Annotated in this window: 15 protein-coding genes and 1 pseudogene; 6 read left to right on the forward strand and 10 right to left on the reverse strand. The window is 46.1% G+C overall.

The window, feature by feature from the left end; all coding sequences use genetic code 11:
• The first annotated feature begins 4 nt into the window (after positions 1–4).
• Together abc-f and BUC01_RS15250 are read left to right on the forward strand one after the other, a co-directional pair.
• On the forward strand, positions 5–1,882 hold the full coding sequence (gene abc-f, locus BUC01_RS15245) for a ribosomal protection-like ABC-F family protein (RefSeq protein WP_025834656.1): 1,878 nt from the start codon (positions 5–7) through the stop codon (positions 1,880–1,882).
• A 61-nt stretch (positions 1,883–1,943) separates the two neighbouring features.
• Positions 1,944–2,804: a histidinol-phosphatase gene (locus BUC01_RS15250; protein ID WP_073314152.1), complete on the forward strand. Its 861-nt coding sequence runs from the start codon at positions 1,944–1,946 to the stop codon at positions 2,802–2,804.
• 21 nt (positions 2,805–2,825) lie between these two features.
• On the opposite strand, the gene BUC01_RS15255 is transcribed toward BUC01_RS15250, so the two are convergent.
• The 5 genes and pseudogenes from BUC01_RS15255 to BUC01_RS15275 all read right to left on the reverse strand — a co-directional run bounded on the left by BUC01_RS15255 (position 2,826) and on the right by BUC01_RS15275 (position 9,634).
• On the reverse strand, positions 2,826–3,302 hold the full coding sequence (locus BUC01_RS15255; RefSeq protein ID WP_025834658.1) for a thioredoxin family protein: 477 nt from the start codon (positions 3,300–3,302) through the stop codon (positions 2,826–2,828).
• Positions 3,303–3,314: 12 nt separating this feature from the next.
• Positions 3,315–3,626, reverse strand: a pseudogene (gene trxA / locus BUC01_RS15260) (thioredoxin); the annotation flags it as partial.
• 305 nt (positions 3,627–3,931) lie between these two features.
• A complete protein-coding gene (locus tag BUC01_RS15265; protein ID WP_073314154.1) occupies positions 3,932–6,094 on the reverse strand; it encodes a S46 family peptidase in 2,163 nt (720 codons plus the stop codon).
• Between the two features lie 140 nt (positions 6,095–6,234).
• Entirely contained in the window at positions 6,235–8,394 is a 2,160-nt protein-coding gene (locus BUC01_RS15270) for a S46 family peptidase (protein WP_369451344.1), read from the reverse strand.
• A 13-nt stretch (positions 8,395–8,407) separates the two neighbouring features.
• Positions 8,408–9,634, reverse strand: coding sequence for an anaerobic sulfatase-maturation protein (locus BUC01_RS15275; protein ID WP_073314156.1), 1,227 nt, complete (start codon positions 9,632–9,634; stop codon positions 8,408–8,410).
• Positions 9,635–9,846: 212 nt separating this feature from the next.
• Here BUC01_RS15275 and BUC01_RS15280 point away from each other — a divergent pair, with 212 nt between their 5' ends.
• Complete coding sequence (locus tag BUC01_RS15280; RefSeq protein WP_025834664.1) at positions 9,847–10,581, forward strand: DUF4369 domain-containing protein; 735 nt, start codon at positions 9,847–9,849, stop codon at positions 10,579–10,581.
• On the opposite strand, the gene BUC01_RS15285 is transcribed toward BUC01_RS15280, so the two are convergent.
• From BUC01_RS15285 to BUC01_RS15300, 4 genes are all read right to left on the reverse strand, one after another.
• On the reverse strand, positions 10,575–11,327 hold the full coding sequence (locus BUC01_RS15285) for a lysophospholipid acyltransferase family protein (RefSeq protein WP_044533485.1): 753 nt from the start codon (positions 11,325–11,327) through the stop codon (positions 10,575–10,577). The two genes, BUC01_RS15280 and BUC01_RS15285, sit on opposite strands and share 7 nt — an antisense overlap.
• Before the next feature lie 146 nt (positions 11,328–11,473).
• On the reverse strand, positions 11,474–12,637 hold the full coding sequence (locus BUC01_RS15290) for a metallophosphoesterase (RefSeq protein WP_025834666.1): 1,164 nt from the start codon (positions 12,635–12,637) through the stop codon (positions 11,474–11,476).
• Complete coding sequence (locus BUC01_RS15295) at positions 12,625–13,251, reverse strand: hypothetical protein (protein ID WP_025834668.1); 627 nt, start codon at positions 13,249–13,251, stop codon at positions 12,625–12,627. The genes BUC01_RS15290 and BUC01_RS15295 overlap by 13 nt, the downstream gene beginning before the upstream one ends.
• Before the next feature lies 1 nt (position 13,252).
• Positions 13,253–13,738, reverse strand: a complete 486-nt coding sequence (locus tag BUC01_RS15300; RefSeq protein ID WP_025834670.1) for an RNA polymerase sigma factor — start codon at positions 13,736–13,738, stop codon at positions 13,253–13,255.
• 231 nt (positions 13,739–13,969) lie between these two features.
• Between BUC01_RS15300 and BUC01_RS15305 the strand changes: the two genes are divergently transcribed.
• Genes BUC01_RS15305 through BUC01_RS15315 form a run of 3 tightly spaced genes read left to right on the forward strand, consistent with a single transcriptional unit; the run spans position 13,970 to position 16,566 of the window.
• A complete protein-coding gene (locus tag BUC01_RS15305) occupies positions 13,970–14,800 on the forward strand; it encodes a hypothetical protein (RefSeq protein ID WP_243462697.1) in 831 nt (276 codons plus the stop codon).
• Between the two features lie 2 nt (positions 14,801–14,802).
• Positions 14,803–15,672: a carboxypeptidase-like regulatory domain-containing protein gene (locus BUC01_RS15310; protein ID WP_025834673.1), complete on the forward strand. Its 870-nt coding sequence runs from the start codon at positions 14,803–14,805 to the stop codon at positions 15,670–15,672.
• A 39-nt stretch (positions 15,673–15,711) separates the two neighbouring features.
• Positions 15,712–16,566: an outer membrane beta-barrel protein gene (locus BUC01_RS15315; protein ID WP_073314158.1), complete on the forward strand. Its 855-nt coding sequence runs from the start codon at positions 15,712–15,714 to the stop codon at positions 16,564–16,566.
• Between the two features lie 109 nt (positions 16,567–16,675).
• On the opposite strand, the gene BUC01_RS15320 is transcribed toward BUC01_RS15315, so the two are convergent.
• Complete coding sequence (locus tag BUC01_RS15320) at positions 16,676–17,578, reverse strand: vitamin B12 dependent-methionine synthase activation domain-containing protein (RefSeq protein WP_025831465.1); 903 nt, start codon at positions 17,576–17,578, stop codon at positions 16,676–16,678.
• Positions 17,579–17,592: the final 14 nt, after the last annotated feature.

Consider the following 17,592-nt stretch of genomic DNA (forward strand, 5'->3'; position numbering starts at 1 on the left):
GATTGTGATAAGTTATCTTCAGATAGAGAATTTGACCAAGTCGTTCGGAGATTTGGTATTGCTTGAGAGTGCTTCTTTGGGTGTGGCCGAGGGGCAGCGTATCGGATTGATTGCCAAGAACGGTAGTGGCAAAACTACCTTGCTGAATATCATTTCCGGAAAAGAAGGTTATGACAGTGGGACTATATCTTTCCGCCGTGACCTCAGGGTGGGATATTTGGAACAAGATCCGCAGTATCCCGAAGAACTGACTGTGCTGGAGGCCTGCTTCCATCACGGCAACAGCACGGTAGAGCTAATAAAGGAGTATGAGCGCTGCATGGAGACGGAGGGGCATCCCGGTTTAGACGAAATCCTGATACGTATGGACCATGAAAAAGCATGGGACTATGAGCAGAAGGCCAAGCAAATCCTTTCTCAACTGAAGATACGTAACTTCGACCAGCAGGTGAAACACCTTTCCGGCGGTCAGCTGAAGCGTGTGGCACTCGCCAACACCCTTATCACAGAACCGGACTTGCTGATTCTGGACGAGCCGACCAACCACCTCGACCTCGATATGACCGAATGGCTGGAAGATTATCTGCGTCGCACGAACCTCAGCCTGCTTATGGTGACGCACGACCGATATTTCCTTGATCGTGTCTGCACCGAGATCATCGAAATCGACAACCGTCAGATTTATCAATATAAAGGTAACTACAGTTACTATCTGGAAAAACGGCAGGAGCGAATTGACGCGACAAATGTTGAGATATCCCGTGCCAACAACCTGTATCGCACGGAGTTGGAATGGATGCGTCGGATGCCGCAAGCCCGCGGGCACAAGGCACGTTACCGCGAAGAGGCTTTTTATGAATTGGAGAAAGTAGCCAAACAACGTTTTAATAACGATAATGTGAAGCTGGACGTGAAAGCCTCCTACATCGGTAGCAAGATATTCGAAGCCGACCACGTGTACAAGTCCTTCGACGACCTGAAGATTCTGGAAGACTTTTCCTATATCTTTGCCCGTTATGAGAAGATGGGTATCGTAGGAAATAACGGTACGGGTAAATCTACCTTTATCAAAATCCTGATGGGAGAACAGAAGGCGGATAGTGGGACGATTGATATCGGTGAGACTGTGCGCTTTGGCTATTATTCGCAGGACGGGTTGCAGTTTGACGAACAAATGAAAGTGATTGATGTGGTGCAGGACATCGCTGAGGTCATAGAACTGGGCAACGGCAAGAAACTGACGGCATCTCAGTTCCTGCAACACTTTCTTTTTACTCCCGAAACCCAGCACAGTTATGTCTATAAACTGAGTGGGGGAGAGCGCCGCCGCCTGTACTTGTGTACGGTGCTGATGCAAAATCCTAACTTCCTTGTATTGGATGAGCCTACCAACGATTTGGATATCATTACATTGAATGTGTTGGAAGAATATTTGCAGAACTTCAGGGGATGTGTAATCGTAGTGAGCCATGACCGTTACTTTATGGATAAAGTAGTAGACCATTTGCTGGTGTTCAACGGTCAGGCAGACATCCGCGATTTCCCCGGAAACTATACCCAGTATCGTGATTGGAAAGATGAAAAAGCCCGTCTGGAAAAGGAGAAAGAGAAGGAAGCTGCTAAACCGCAGGAAGATAAGACTGCCAAGGTCCGCCTGAATGAGAAACGACGGATGTCTTTCAAGGAAAAAAGGGAGTTTGAGCAGTTGGAGGAAGAGATTGCTACTCTTGAAGAAGAAAAGAAAGCTATTGAGGCTGCTCTGTGCAGTGGAACATTGTCTGTGGAAGAGTTGACGGAGAAATCAAAGCGCTTGCCTGAAGTGACGGATTTGATTGATGAAAAGACAATGCGTTGGTTGGAACTCAGCGAAATAGAGGGATAATACAGAGCGATAAATGATGTGATAAAGCGATTGGATGATAAAATGATTAGATGATAAAGCGATGAGTAATAGAACTGGAAATTTAACTAACTATCATAGTCACAGCCTGTACTGTGACGGGCGTGCCCATATGGAAGACTTTGTCCGCTTTGCCTTGAGCGAAGGGTTCACGTCTTATGGCTTTTCTTCACATGCTCCTCTGCCATTCTCTACTGCATGGACGATGGAGTGGGACTCTATGGACGACTATCTGTCTGAATTCCGCCGTCTGAAAGCTAAATATGCCGGACAGATAGAACTGTATATCGGACTGGAGATTGACTATCTGAATGAAGAAAGTAACCCGTCCATTGCCCGTTTCCGTGAACTGCCGCTGGATTACCGCATCGGTTCGGTGCACCTGCTTTATAATGATAAAGGAGAAGTGGTGGATATAGATGTTTCAGCAGATAAATTCCGTACTATCGTCGATAAGGAGTTCGGTGGTGACCTGGCACGGGTGGTGCATCTCTATTATGAGCGCCTGATGAGGATGGTAGAACTGGGTGGTTTTGATATTGTAGGCCATGCCGACAAGATGCATTACAATGCCGCCGCTTACCGTCCCGGATTGCTGGACGAGCCTTGGTATGACGCTTTGATACAACAGTATTTCGACGCTATTGCCCGGAAAGGATATATCGTAGAAGTCAACACAAAAGCTTGGTTTGACTTAGGCACTTTCTACCCCAATGAACGCTATTTCCCTGTATTGCTTGAAAAAGGAATCCGCGTGCAGGTGAACAGCGATTCCCACTATCCGGAGCGTATAAACAACGGACGCCCGCAAGCCTTGGCGGCCCTGCAAGCGTCCGGTTATCACACTGTCACGGAGCGGTATAATAATGAGTGGAAAGATATGCCGCTGATTATTAATACTTAACTCCTGTGACTTTTCCTATTATTATTTCTTTTTCAACAAAAAGTCTTCAATGGCCTTTTGGTAAGTAGCTTTATCAGCTGCTCCGCGGAAGAGCTGTGGCTCCCCCTCCATCGGTATGAATACGAAAAGAGGGATACTGCTTGCATTGAATAATGCGGCAAGTTCGCGTTCCTTGTCTACATTCACCTTGTAGATTACAATCTTGCCGACATATTCTTTAGCCAACTCTTTCATGATGGGAGCTGTCATACGGCAGGGACCACACCAGTCTGCATATAGGTCAATGATAGCAGGTTTGTCGCCTTTGTACTTCCAATCCTGTGATTTCTCGTAATCGAATACGTTTTTGATAAACATATCCTTGTTCATTACGATGACTTCTCCGCTTTTGACGTCTTTTTGTTCAGACTCATTGGGTTGTGCTTTAGCCCCGTCTTTGCAGGCAAATGCGAGTACGCTTGCAAAAACTAAGACTGCAAATGTCAGTATTTTCTTCATTTTCTTGTTCTTTTATGAATTTTGCTCAAGAACAGCTTTCAGTTCACTGCCTTTGATAACTCCGGAATGACGCCATACGGCTTCACCCTTTTTGAATACAATGAATGTAGGCACAGCTTGTATGCGATACTTGGCGGATAGTTCTTCGTGTTGGTCTACGTCAATTTTCACGATACGCGCAGTTTCACCTATTTGTCCTTTCAATTCCTCCAATACCGGATGCATAGCCTTGCAAGGTCCACACCATGTGGCAAAGAAATCTACTAAGACGGGCTTTTCTGATTGTATGAGTTCTTCAAATTTTTCCATAATCTTTTCCTTTCTGTTTTTACTATAAGTTTCTTGTTAATATAAAAAATAGTATTACTTCTGTAGTTAGAAACGCATGATAGTATTTTTTGTTCACGGGTTACGGGCATTCATGCCTGTAAAGCACCTGTTTTTGGATATTTTTTAGAATACTTGAATAAAAGAAACATTTTCCATAAGAAAATAAATTCAATCCTATAGATATGATTGAAAAACATTTCGCCCCTACAAGCCTGACGCATGTCTGCATCCACATAGCTTGTAGGGGCGAATAATCATTCACCCGCATACACGAGCGACCTTTTTATAAACCTTTTCTTTTATTCTGCAATCGTCAGCTCCTTGATGATGTGCGAAGCCCCGGCATACTTTTCAATAATGAACAAAGTATATCGGATATCCACACACGCTGCACGCTGTGAAGACGGGCGGAAAGCGATATCTCCCGTAAGTCCCTCATAGTTACGGTCGAATCCTGTGCCTATCAGCTCTCCTTTGGCATTGAACACCGGACTGCCCGAATTGCCACCGGTGTTGTCCGTGTTCACAATGAAACAGACAGGCATTTCACCGTTTGGCATGGCATAGCGTCCGAAATCTTTTGCCTGATACAGTTGCTTCAATTTGGCAGGAACCACAAACTCCCAATTATTGGGGTCTTCCTTTTCCATAGCGCCTTTGAGGGTGGTGTAATAACTGTATTCCACGCCATCCGCCGGTTCATACGGCAGCACCTTACCATACGTGAGGCGTAGGGTAGAGTTTGCGTCCGGATAAATGGGAGTACCTGCGCTGCGCTTCATGTCCATCATGCCCTTCACCCATACCTTGTGCGCGGCATTATAGTTTTTGTTGGCGTCTGCCATGGCAATGGCTGTCTGCAACAGGCCGTCCGTGATGGAGTGCTTGAACAGTATCATCCAGTCGAAAGCCAGTTTATACGAACCGGGCTTGCGGATAAACTTCTCGAAATTTTCTTTTTTTCCGAAGACGGAATGGTCGAAACAAGCGTCTACGAAAGCGTCGCTGTCGCCTTTGAAGCGCTTGTCAATCACTTCGAAGATGCTGATGCGTTGTTCTGCCGGAATATATTGCATATAAGTCCGCAACATTTTCTTGGCAACGATGCGTTCCACTTCGGGGAAGGGTACGGATGCAAAATACTTATCCGCAGCCACTTTCAGACTATCTGCCGCCGACTTGATTTGTGCTTTATCTTTGCTTTTCAAGGCAGTCAGCATGGCCGAAGTGTTGGGAATGCGCATAAAGTCCAGTCCGGTGACCAATGCCTCCTGAATGGCTTGTTGGTGGTAGAGGGCAGGACGGCGGTGCTCGACGATGCTGCGTATCTGGTCGAAAGCTTTCTGATAAGCATCGTCACCTTGTTCGCGTCCGCGTGCCAGGAGTTGTTCCTGCTGTGCGCGTTTGGTGTCGAGTACCTTCAAGCGGACAAGACCTTCGTTCATGCCGATGGCATTTTTCCAGTAGTTGGCAGATGAGGCATACTTGCTGGCGTAGTGGATGCGTACGGCTGGGTTCTTCTGCATCTCTTCCATCAATGCCTCCTGGCGTACACCACGCACGTGGTGGCGCATGAAGTTGGTGGTTTCCATACGCTCTTCCACTTCATCGGAAATCATATAGCGCCAGTTGCGTCCGGGGAAGCCCATGACGAAAGTGAAATCACCTTCCTTGTAGCCGGCAAGGCTGATGGTGAGGTGCTTCTTTACTTTCAGAGGAATGTTATCCTTGGAGTATTCCGCCGGATTTCCATCCTTGTCGGCATAAATGCGGAACAGGGAGAAATCGCCTGTATGGCGCGGCCACATCCAGTTGTCGGTGTCGGCTCCGAATTTTCCGATGGAAGAAGGAGGGGCGCCTACCATACGGATGTCGCTGTAAGTGGTCTTGATGAACAGGTAATAGCGGTTTCCGCCGTAGAATGCTTTCAGTTCCAGCTTACGTCCCGGTGTCAGGGCGATGCCTTGTTCGGAAGAGAAGCGTTCGGCTACTTCCTTCAGATACTTGGGCGAAAGATAATTTGTGCCGTTCGGGTCCGGATCAATCTTCAACTGTTCGTTTACGAAGTCCGTCACGTCCAGTATCTCGTCGATGTAGGTGATGGTGAGTCCTTTGCAGGGAAGTTCTTCGTCACGGCTCATAGCCCAGAAACCATCTGTGAGGTAGTCATGCTCCACTGTGCTATGTTGCTGGATGGAGCCGTACCCGCAGTGGTGGTTGGTCAGCACCAGGCCTTCGGCGGAAATAACCTCACCGGTGCAGCCACCGCCAAAGTGAACCACCGCATCTTTCAGTGCGATGCCATCGGGGTTATAAATTTGGTTGACGGGAATGAGCAGTCCCAGTTCCGTCATGGCGACTTCATTCTGCTTTTGCAGGTCGGTCAGCATCCACATGCCCTCATCGGCGCGGGCGAACAGGCTGGCAGATGTAATGAATAATGAAAGTAAAATTCTTCTCATACAAAAGTGCTTTAGAAGGGTTTCTGAAAGGGGGGATAATAAGGTAACGACTGAATAGGGATGAAGTAACGACTGAACCTAATTCACTCGTTACTTCATTCATATTCATTTATAGGGTCATTTTCCCATAGGGTGGTCCGTTATTCTATAATGTTCATTTCTTTTATCAGATGCTCACAGCCTCCCAGTTTCTCAAGGATAAAGAGTACGTAGCGGATATCGAGATTGATACAACGTTGCAGGTTGTTGTCGAAGTTGATGTCGCCGCTGAGTGACTCCCAGTTGCCGTCGAAAGCACAACCTATCAACTCGCCATTGGCATTCAGCACCGGGCTGCCGGAGTTACCGCCGGTGATGTCGTTGGTGCTGAGGAAGCAAACCGGCATGTCACCGTTGGGCAGTGCATAGCGTCCGAAGTCTTTCTTCTGAATCAGTTCTTTCAGTTTGGCGGGAACCGTGAATTCGCGGTCTTCGGGATTTTCTTTTTCCAGAATACCGTCCGTAGTGGTGTAATATTTATAGTGTACGGCATCGCGCGGATTGTACGATTTCACATTGCCGTATGTCAGACGGATGGTGAAGTTGGCATCCGGATATGAAGGCACGGGTTCTTTCATTTCACCCAAACCGCGGATGTATGCTTTGTGCAGCACTGCCAGCTCTTTGGAACCGCTACTCAGTTCTTGTCCCAGTGCCATTAGCTTTTCAATCTTTGCACGCGAGTATTGGGTTGCCAGGTCCTTGTCGATAGCTTTCACTGTCGGTTTCTTGATGAACTTGTCGAAGTTAGCCTGGTTGGCGAGGATGGAGTTGTCGTACATGGCATCGATGTAGGCATTGTAGTCACCCTTGAATTCTTTCTCGATAGTCTGATAGAAAGCGGGACGTTGTTCTGCCGGAATAATCTCAGCGTATACGGGGAAGATGGCTTTAGCCACTTTGCGGTCCACTTCGTGGTCGTAATCCTTATTATGGATGTCGGCATAAACCTCTTTCAATTGTTCCAGACACTTGTTGATGATGGAGTCATTCTTTTCTTCCAGTCCCTTTTTCAGGTTGTCCATAATCATGTACGGGCTGCCGAACTCAATGGCACCGCTGAATGCTTCTGCCAGGTAATAGTACTGGCGGGTGAGCGGCATTGTCTGGGCTACCAGGGCATCTATCTTTTCGACTACACCTTCATATTCGGGTTTGCCTTTGGCAAATTCGGCGAACTTTTTCTCTTGTTCAGCTTTCGTGCCCATCACATCGTTGTCGATAATGGCTTTGTTCATGCCGATAGAGTTCTTCCAGTAGTTGCTGCTTCCGGCATACTTGTTGGCATATTGGATGCGGGTCTTGTCGCTGGCAGCCATCACTTCCTTCAATACGGCGAGGCGTGCGCCACGGATGGTGATGCGGGGCTGGTTTTCCGATTCCATGCGTTCTTTCACTTCCGATACGGTGAGGTAGCGGCTGGTGCTGCCGGGGAAACCCATAATCATGGCGTAGTCACCTTCTTCCAGTCCCTTGATGGAGATGGACAGGTACTTCGGGGTCTTCAGAGGGACGTTTGAGGCGGAATATTCTGCGGGGTCACCGTTGGCATCCGCATAAATGCGGAACATGGAGAAGTCACCCGTGTGGCGCGGCCACATCCAGTTGTCTGTTTCTCCACCGAATTTACCGACAGAAGAGGGGGGAGCGGCTACCATACGCACGTCCGTATATACCTTTTTATAGAATAGGTAGTATTTGTTGCCTGCATAGAAGGGCAGTGCCTGTACTTCGATGCCTTTTTTGCCTTTCAAATCGCTCTTCTCAAACAGTTCTTTGGCCAGTTTGTTGAGGAAGGGACGGGTCATGGCCGTCACTTCGTCCACTTCACCGGCGGCAATCTTCTGGTTCACGATATCCGTAATGTCCTCGATACGGTCGACGAACTGGAACTTCAATCCCGGAGTAGGCAGTTCCTCGCTGCGGTTCTTTGCCCAGAAACCGTCTGTCAGGTAGTCGTGCTCCACACTGCTGTGCTGCTGTATAGACGCATAACCGCAGTGGTGGTTCGTCAGAATCAAACCTTCCGGTGAGATGATTTCACCCGTACAGCCACCGCCGAAGATGCCTACCGCATCTTTCAGTGAGACTCCGTTCGGATTGTACAAATCATCCGCTTCCAGTTTCAGACCTTGCTTTTTCATCAACTCAATGGAGTTCTGCTGTTTCATCAGTTGCAGTAACCACATTCCTTCGTCGGCACGTGCTGCAGAGCCGAACGCCAGCGCTGCGAGCGCTACTAAATAGGTTCTAATTTTCATTATTACTTGATTATTATAATTTTGATTTCACGAAATTCATCACATTGGCAGGTGGACGCTGGTTCATCAACTCATTCTTCATGAAGTCCATGTACGGCGCTACATGGGCGAAGAAACGGTGATATCCCTTGCACAGATAATTCAGTCCCGGTTCTCCGCTTGCCGTCCGTGCGAAGCGGTTCTTGGGACATTCGCCATTGCAGGCAAACAGCCATTCACATTCCCGGCATTGGGTGGGCAGCGATTGCTGCTTCATTTGTCCGAACGCCTGCTGCTTTTCGCTGTACATCATCTCTACCAGTGTTTTCTGATAGATGTTTCCTAATTTATATTCGGGGAATACGAAGTGGTCGCAAGAATACACGTCTCCGTTAAATTCCATCACTCCGGCATGTCCGCACGTCTTTGCCATAGAGCAGACGCCCGGTTGCTCGCCTACCCAGTTGGCAAGGGTGGAGTCGAACAGTTGGATATAATAGGTACCCACATCCTTTTTTACCCATTCGTCGAAGATGGCGCAAAGAAAATCTCCCCATTGTTCGGGGCTGACGGAGAAGTCCGCCAGTTTGGCCACCTCTTCCTGGTCGGCAAGCGAAGCGAGGTGCCGTCCGTCCTGATGTCCGAACACCCGTTCCACGATAGGCGCAAACTGAATGTAATGGCAGCCTATTTCTTTAAAGAAATTGTAAAAGTCCAGCGGATAATCGGCGTTGTAGTCGTTCACAACCGCCATACCGTTCCATTCCACACCATGCTTCTTCAGCAGTTTGATGCCTTGCATTACCTTTACAAAAGAAGGTTTTCCCTGTTTGTTCTTGCGGTATTCATCGTGGAACTCCTGCGGGCCGTCGATGGAGACACCCACCAACCAGTTGTTTTCGCGGAAGAACTCACACCATTCATCCGTCAGCATGGTGCCGTTGGTCTGGATGCAGTTGTCGATGGTACGTCCCCCGGCATGTTTTTTTTGCAGCTCCATCGCTTTCTTGTAGAAAGACAAGGGGCGCATCAGGGTTTCTCCACCGTGCCAGGTGAACATCACTTGAGGCATGGTTTGCGAATTGATGTATTCTTCGATAAACTTTTCCAGCAACTCTTCGCTCATCACGTGCTTGGGGTTGTTCTGATATAGTTTGCTCTTTTCCAGGTAATAACAGTAGTCGCATGCGAGGTTGCATACGGCACCTACCGGTTTCAGCATCACATATAGGGGCTTGGCAAAAGGAGCGTATGTTGACATGGGGGATTCTTTGATTTCAGTTATACGGTTTACATTTTGTTAGTTATCACTGCAAAAATAAGTAAACTAAATGAAATATCCTTTCTTTTCTCCCTCCTTATAAGGATTATTAATGGAAAAAAGAGACCAAAAATTAAATATTGATAAAAAGTTTCTTTACAACCCGAATAGGTTGTACCTTTGTATCGTGTTTCATAAAAATCGTTTCCTGCATGATTAGAATGAATGTGAACCGTATTTTGCCTTTAATGCTTTTGCTCGTGCTTTTTGCTTCGTGCAGCCGTAAGTATAAGGTTGAGGGCGTGTCGTCAGTGACCAGTCTTGACGGTAAGATGTTATACCTGAAAACGCTCCGCGACGGGCAATGGGTAGCAATTGATTCCGCCGAAGTGGTACACGGTTTGTTCTCTACGAGCGGCCCGTCGGACTCTGTGATGATGGTGACGCTCTACATGAATGACGAGGCTATCATGCCTCTTGTACTTGAAAACGGTAAGATTGAAGTCTCCATATCCAACTCTCAACTCACCGCCAAAGGTACGCCGCTAAACAATGCTTTGTATGAGTTCATCGAGAAGCGCAATGCGCTTGAACTGAAAATAGAAGAACTAGAGAGGAAAGAGGCACGTATGGTATTGGATGGCGCCGCGTTGGAGGACGTCCATGAACAACTGACCCAGGAGGGAGAAGCTCTGGTAAAAGAGATGAATGACTATATAAAGGAGTTCATTTCCACTAATTACGAGAATGTTCTTGGCCCCAGCGTATTCATGATGATGTGCAGCACGCTGCCTTATCCCGTGATGACGCCTCAAGTGGAAGATATCATCAGAACCGCTCCCCAATCTTTCAAGAACACCCCTTTAGTGAGGGAGTTTATTGATAAGGCCAAAGAAAATATGAAATTGATTGAGGAACACCGGCGCATGGAGGAAAGTGGTCACTGATCTTCATTCTTCACCATTCCCTTGTATTCTTCCGGTAAAGCACTTTCTACGGCGGCGTAGGCTTCGGCCATCGTCGCCTTGATGTTTTCAATGCCCTGTCCTTTGGGCGGGATGGGATCGTGGATGGTCAGTATCATGCGGTGGCGGTGTATCCACTTCCCTGTACGAGGTAAAATTTGGAATGAACCGTCGATGGTGACCGGTACTACTTCCAATTGCAATTCGTCCGCCAGCTGGAAAGCGCCTTTCTTGAAATATCCCATGTGTCCGGTGAATGTACGTGCACCTTCAGGGAATACCACTAATGATACGCCGTCTTTCAGGGAAGCCTTTGCCTGGCGAATGGTTTCCAGTACTTTTTTGGGGCCGGACCGGTCTACAAAGATGTGTCCCGCGCTTTCGCATGCTTTTCCTACGAATGGGAGTTTCCGCAGGCTCTTTTTCATCATCCACTTGAAGTTACGTCCCAGGAAACCATAGATAAGGAATATGTCGAATGCTCCCTGATGATTGGGAACGAATACATAGGATGTATGTTTATGTATTTTCTCCCGTCCGCGCACTTTCACAGGGATAAGCAGGAAGACGCAAATGAGTTGCGACCATATTTTTCCGGGGTAATATCCCCAGATGTGTGCACCGCCTATCAGGGAGCCGACAATAGTGACCAATGCTGTGAGGATAGTCAATACTAAAAGGATGGGCAATGCAAAACATATCTGATATATATAATATAGTATCTTCATAGGTGTTGGATGTTTCGTTTCTGCAAAGATATATATTTTGATTCAGATATGCCACCCGGTGATAGTACTTTTAATTGTTCCGGTAATTCTTCCTTCTGCGATGGCTATGCCCTTTGCTCCGGATGGTACTGCTGTTTTTGTTGCGATTAGTTGTGCAATGTGATCACTGTTATTTCCGGCCATGCTCCGAAGCGGAATGGCAATCCCACATAGCCGATGCCGATATTGACGTACAGTCCCCGTTCTCCCTCGGTGTACAATCCACTCCATTCGGGATAAATCAGCGAAGCAAGTGAATGGCCGAACATGATGGCTTGCATAGCATGTGTGTGTCCGGCAAGCATCAGTTCAATGTTTGTGTCCGGTAATACTTCCCGCCGCCAATGTGTAGGGTTATGGCTTAAAAGAACGCGGAACATACCCTCCGTGCCTTCTGCTGCTTTCTTTAAGTCGGCAAATTGGGAGAAAGGCGGCTCTCCGTCATTTTCTACGCCAATCAGAGCGATGCTGTCTCCTTGGTGGTACAGTATGTCATGCTCATTGTTCAGCAATTTCCACCCCATGGCTTTTTCTTCGCGAACCAGATTATCAATGTTGTTCACCTGCTCTTTCAGGTTTTTCCAGCGATAATAACTTCCATAATCGTGGTTGCCCAGGATGGAATATACGCCATCTTTGGCGTGGAGTTGTGAGAGAATATCTTGAAAACCTTCCAGTTCGCAGCTGCGTTGGTTCACTAAGTCGCCGGTGAATACAATTAAGTCGGGATTCTGCCCATTAACTAATTCTACCAACTTGCAGATAGGTTTCTTGTTTTCTATCCAGCTGCCGATATGTATGTCGGATAATTGCACGATACGATAACCGTCAAATGCTTTCGGGAGATCCGGGTGGTGAAATTCCACTTCTTTTATTTCGAACTTGCTGATACCCACTAATGTGCCATAAAGGATATTGAAGAAACTGACTACGCCCAGCACCAGTCCTATAGCCGTAAATGGTGAACGGGGCCAACGTAGCAGATAGTGGAAAGGCAATCCCACTAACGAGCATATCATGAATATTGTCTTGGGAATGGCAAACAGGAATACACAGATGGCAAGCCTTCCGATGGCTTGGGCATGATGTGCCATGGCGTTCTCGCCTATACCATGCATTAATACAAAATAACCGGCTATTAATAAAACGGTAGGTATCCAGTGTGCAATGCGTAACCAGATGTTTTTAGTTTTCCGTAGGATGTACATAAAGTAAATGTACACATCGGGAATTAATAAAAAAAGTATAAGGAGCAGGGTTATTCTGTGCATATATCTTCTAATTCTTCTATGTTCTTTTTAATATCGTTGAGATATTTATAAGCAACTTTTTTGTATAACAAGTAGATGATGGTAACGTCACACAGTACGAAGAAAGCAATCAGTGTGGCTTGAACTCCAAAGGATGCCTTGTAGTAACCCATCATCCAGTAATTGAGTATATTGAACACTATCACCCATACGGAGATAGCAATGATTTCATATTTGGTCCATCGGCGGAAGCTTGCCATACGCTTGCTGACAATGGCTACCGGCATTTCCTCAATCTTAGTGTTTTTTATCCAGCGATAATTCTTGTGGTCCCACCAGATACCTATCAGGATACTGATGCCGACAAATATCACAAGTGAATTGATTTTGGGTTGCCAGTCTCCGCTGATTTGGAAAATGGATGGCAGCAACCAAACAATCAGAAGAAGCACCAGTCCTACTATTCCGATACCGACGGAGAAGCGTTGCCAACCTGTAAGGCGCCCTATGCTTTTGCGTGTGTTTGCCTTGTATTCGGCAATCATTCCCGCAATCTGCTTTTCGTCGGCAATCGGTTCTTTTTTCAATTGCTCGTCCAGCGCATTCCAAGATTTCTTCAGTTCATCCAGTTCCATATTATTCCTCCTTGTTCATTTTTCTAAGTTTGTCTTTAATCCGGCTGATTTTGGTAGCGATGTTCGTTACTGTCAGACCGGTGATTTCTGAAATCTCCTCATAGCTTTTCTCTTCCAGATAAAGCAGGATAATGGATTTTTCCAGTTGCCCCAGTCGGTTAATCATCCGATAGAGTTGTTTCAGCATGTTTTGTGTTTCGTCCAATTCTTCCATCCGGTCGGAGTCCTGGCTCAGGGTCACGATTTCGGGGATGTTTTTTTCTTTGCGGATGAAACTGATACAAGTGTTCAGTGCGATGCGGTATATCCATGTAGACACTTTGCATTCTCGCCGAAACTTGGGGTAAGCTCTCCACAAATTGAGCACGACATCCTGATACAAGTCGTTCAGGGTAGCATTCGGCGTAGTGTACAGATAGCACACCTTATAAATAACGCGCTCGTACTCCCGTATCACGGACAGGAACTCTTGTTCTACATTCTCCATGCTTCTTCTTGAATTGCTTTTGCACTGTTAGTCGCAAAGGTAATAAGAAAATCACAAGGGCAGAAATGGATTTTAATCATTTAGTACTCCTTTTAAGCTGTTTGTCTCTCGAAATCGCCTTTTTGACTAAATATTATTAAAAAAGAGTTTGATTATTCTAAATGAGAAATGTATCTTTGCCTCAATAGTATTTAATGACAACATTAGTATTAACAACAACAACATTGAAGAATGATGATGAAATCTTTTATTGGAGTATGCTGCACAGTGCTGCTGTGCTTGTCGGCATGTGGGGACATTGACAGCCCGGAGTTTCCGCCTTCCAAGGTTAATCTGAATGATATAAAGGAACTGACTAATTTCTCGTATAGTGAGCAGAAAGACTTGGAAAGCAAGTATGGAATATTCTTTGATTATCGTGACAGGCGGGTGTATCTGTTATCCGGAAATCCCGTTTTTGATTCTCCCTACGAGAGATGCAGTTATCTCGAATTTTGTATATCACCAGATAAAGACAATCTGTCTGAAGAAAAGATATTTTACTATAACTATGATTATGAAAAGGTATGCCGCATCACTCCGGAGTACTGGAATGAAAATGCTTCAATAGCTATGTTTCACCTTGATATGATGAGCTGGGGGGCAGGCACGTATTACTATCGGCTGGTAGCTTATAATTGGACCTGGGGTGGTGGTCCCGGTATTTTGGATGATTGTTTGCAGCAAGATGGCAGGAAGGCTACATTCAGCGAGATTAAATCTTTCGCAATCCCCACCAAGTATGCTCCTTATGCTGACATCTCATATTCAGAATGGGAACAGATGGTATATGCCCGTTTTTATAATAGTGAGTTTGAAGAAGGAATTGCCCGAATAGGCGTTTGTTATTCTACGACAAATCAACTGCCGACGACGGCTGATCAAGTATTTACAGCCGAGATTGGTAAAGGAGAAGTGAGTTTTCCTTATCAAGGTGGATCTTGCTATATGCGTCCTTTTGTTGTTACGCAGGATAATGTAACGGTTTACGGATATGTTCAACCATTTCAATTTTCAAGATAAAGATGAAAAGACTGATTATAACTTTATTCATGGTGGTTGTCGGACTGACCGCTATCATGGCACAGCAGACGCACGATATAAAAGATGTGGTGACGGATAAAAGAAACGAGCCGATAGTAGGTGCTTTAGTTACCGCAGAAGGTACAACGATCAGTGCAATCACTGACATTGACGGTAAGTTTCTGTTAAGGGATGTACCTGCTGATGTAGAAAAAGTTGTCGTAGAGTCTATCGGCATGGAAACAGAAGAAGCTAAAATAGACCGGCCGATTATGATGGCTGCACGGCCTAAACGCCTGTCATTGGTATTGGAAGCCGGACTGGACTGGAGTCGCTATACTGCTGAAGGTTCTGATACTAAAACCGGTTATCATGTCGGTATCGGTATGGAAGTGCGTATGTCTAAGCGCTGGGCATTCCGCCCGATGGTGCAGCTGGCCAATAGAGGAGCGGAATATAATTTCACGGACGGATCATATACTTATAAAGAAACATGGAATCCGCTGATGCTGGATGTGCCTTTGAACTTTCTGGTACGATATGATTTAGCCCGTAATATGAGCCTTGTGTTATCTTTTGGCCCTGTGCTTTCATGGGGACTCAGTGGTAAGGTGAAGGTTTCCGAAATGGGTAAGGCAGATGCTGAATATGATATTTATGATAAGAAGTATCCTAGTAGTTGGGGTGGTCCTGACCATTCACTATTGCATCCCTTTGGATTTGGTATGACTTATGGCATAGGTGTTGAATATAAGAAACTTATGATAAGCTTTTCCGGTAAGAATATGGGAATTATCACAGATGACGACGGGTTGGGAGAAGTGACCGAACATAATTTTGTGTTGGGCGCCAGTGTTTCATACCGTTTTTAATCGTGTCTCTAAATGTCGAATATATAAAAGAATACTATCATGAAACAAATCATCATATTGATCATTGCGGGGCTCTGCATATCGGGAGCATCGATGGCGCAGGGACAGAAATTGAAAGGCAGACTTATTGATAAGGACTATTATCCGGTGAAGAATGCCAAAGTAACGGTGAAAGGCACTAATTTGAACACCACTACAGATAAGAAAGGTAATTATTTTATAGAAGACGTACCTTTGATGCTTGATTCTGTCCGGATAGAGAAAGGTAAGAAAGATGAGAGCGAGTCTACTCTTATGAAGATTAGAATGGCTAATCAGATTATCTCGAAACGTTTCTCCTGGTTTGTAAAGGCAGGTATAGGTTTTGATTTCATTACGGGTGGATCTGCAGATGTTTTGGAGAGGGCTTCTTATTCGGTTGGGGTAGGCTTTGATTATAAGCTTTCCAAGCATTGGGCATTGCAGCCGGCTCTCCATTTTGTGCATCGGGATATGCAAGGTGATTTAGATTTTGAGGTTTATGACGATAACAGATATTACTATTCGTATGATACAAGATGCGCCATGAACAGTCTGGAATTGCCGTTGCTTTTTGCCTTGAAGTATCGCTTGGGGCGGAACCTGGGAATTGCAATAACAATGGGGCCTTATGTTTCTTATGGCATAAGCGGAACAGCCAGTGGCTCCTTTGAATACTATGACCCGGAGAACCAACAAAAGCGTCAGTATGATGTCGATATGTTTGGAAAGCGTTTTGGAGGCGGATATGCTTATGGGATAGGTTTTGAGATTAATCGCATTCTTATAGGAGCTTCAGGACGTGTGGGAGTTATATCCGGTGATTTTGATTCGGCATACGTGGGAACGATGATTGAAATAGGATATAAGTTCTGATTATAACACTTGCGGCTGCGTGGGCCTACACTTATACAAGCGTGACCCTACACTTGTACAAGCGTAAGCCCACGCAGCCGCAAGTGTAAAGTGATTCTGATAAGGGAAGTTACAGGTTTGCTGCCAGAAATTTCTTTATGGTCTCTACCGGCATTCCTCTGCGCCGTGCATAGTCTTCCAACTGGTCATTTCCTATTTTACCGACAGCAAAGTATCGTGCAGCAGGATGTGCTAACATCAGTCCGCACACAGTGGCATGAGGGCGCATGGCTCCGTTTTCTGTCAGGCTGATGCCGATTTGTTCCATGTGCAGCAGTTGGTTCAGTAGGAAGTTGACGGACTGGTCGGGTAAAGAGGGGTAGCCTACAGCGGGACGTATGCCTTGGAAGTTTTCTTTCAGTAATTCCGGTATCGAAAGTTTTTCATCTTTGGCATATCCCCAGGCCACTTTACGTACATATTCGTGCATTTTCTCTGTGGCGGCCTCGGCAAGGCGGTCGGCCAGTGTCTGTACTAATATACGTTTGTAGGGATCGTTTTCGTACAGAAGTTCTACTTCTCCATCACAGGATGCGGCAAATATACCTACCGTATCGGGAATGCCGGACGAGAACGGCCGGACAAAGTCACTAAGACAAAGAAAAGGACTGCCGTCAGGATGAGGCGTTTGCTGGCGAAGCAAAGGGAACAGGGTACCGTCCAGTAGCAGGTTGTCGCCGTCTGCATTAGCCTTGCAAAGGTGGAACAAGGTGTTTACGTGGAAATCTTTGTCCAGTTGATTGAGCATCCGGTTCGCTTCCTTGAACAGCTGCATGGCTTCGGCAGCTTTAGCACGTTCTTCTTCGGGGAAAGTTGTGAGCCACATGGCGCGGCATGAGTCGCAACCATGAATATCGGCAATAGCGGAAAAACGGGGTTGAAATCCCCATGCATGAAAGAAGTATATCCAGTTGATGTATGGAGAAACCTCATGAATGGGGTATGTCAACACATTGTCCGCAAGGCAGTTCATAGTTTATAATTCAT

Source organism: Bacteroides stercorirosoris, assembly GCF_900142015.1.
GTDB lineage: Bacteria > Bacteroidota > Bacteroidia > Bacteroidales > Bacteroidaceae > Bacteroides > Bacteroides stercorirosoris.

Excerpts from the sequence above, each read along its gene's own strand:
- BUC01_RS15250 (WP_073314152.1), top strand. The coding sequence starts at position 1,944 with ATGAGTAATAGAACTGGAAATTTAACTAACTATCATAGTCACAGCCTG.
- BUC01_RS15255 (WP_025834658.1), bottom strand. The coding sequence starts at position 3,302 with ATGAAGAAAATACTGACATTTGCAGTCTTAGTTTTTGCAAGCGTACTC.
- BUC01_RS15265 (WP_073314154.1), bottom strand. The coding sequence starts at position 6,094 with ATGAGAAGAATTTTACTTTCATTATTCATTACATCTGCCAGCCTGTTC.
- BUC01_RS15270 (WP_369451344.1), bottom strand. The coding sequence starts at position 8,394 with ATGAAAATTAGAACCTATTTAGTAGCGCTCGCAGCGCTGGCGTTCGGC.
- BUC01_RS15275 (WP_073314156.1), bottom strand. The coding sequence starts at position 9,634 with ATGTCAACATACGCTCCTTTTGCCAAGCCCCTATATGTGATGCTGAAA.
- BUC01_RS15280 (WP_025834664.1), top strand. The coding sequence starts at position 9,847 with ATGATTAGAATGAATGTGAACCGTATTTTGCCTTTAATGCTTTTGCTC.
- BUC01_RS15285 (WP_044533485.1), bottom strand. The coding sequence starts at position 11,327 with ATGAAGATACTATATTATATATATCAGATATGTTTTGCATTGCCCATC.
- BUC01_RS15290 (WP_025834666.1), bottom strand. The coding sequence starts at position 12,637 with ATGCACAGAATAACCCTGCTCCTTATACTTTTTTTATTAATTCCCGAT.
- BUC01_RS15295 (WP_025834668.1), bottom strand. The coding sequence starts at position 13,251 with ATGGAACTGGATGAACTGAAGAAATCTTGGAATGCGCTGGACGAGCAA.
- BUC01_RS15300 (WP_025834670.1), bottom strand. The coding sequence starts at position 13,738 with ATGGAGAATGTAGAACAAGAGTTCCTGTCCGTGATACGGGAGTACGAG.
- BUC01_RS15305 (WP_243462697.1), top strand. The coding sequence starts at position 13,970 with ATGATGATGAAATCTTTTATTGGAGTATGCTGCACAGTGCTGCTGTGC.
- BUC01_RS15310 (WP_025834673.1), top strand. The coding sequence starts at position 14,803 with ATGAAAAGACTGATTATAACTTTATTCATGGTGGTTGTCGGACTGACC.
- BUC01_RS15315 (WP_073314158.1), top strand. The coding sequence starts at position 15,712 with ATGAAACAAATCATCATATTGATCATTGCGGGGCTCTGCATATCGGGA.
- BUC01_RS15320 (WP_025831465.1), bottom strand. The coding sequence starts at position 17,578 with ATGAACTGCCTTGCGGACAATGTGTTGACATACCCCATTCATGAGGTT.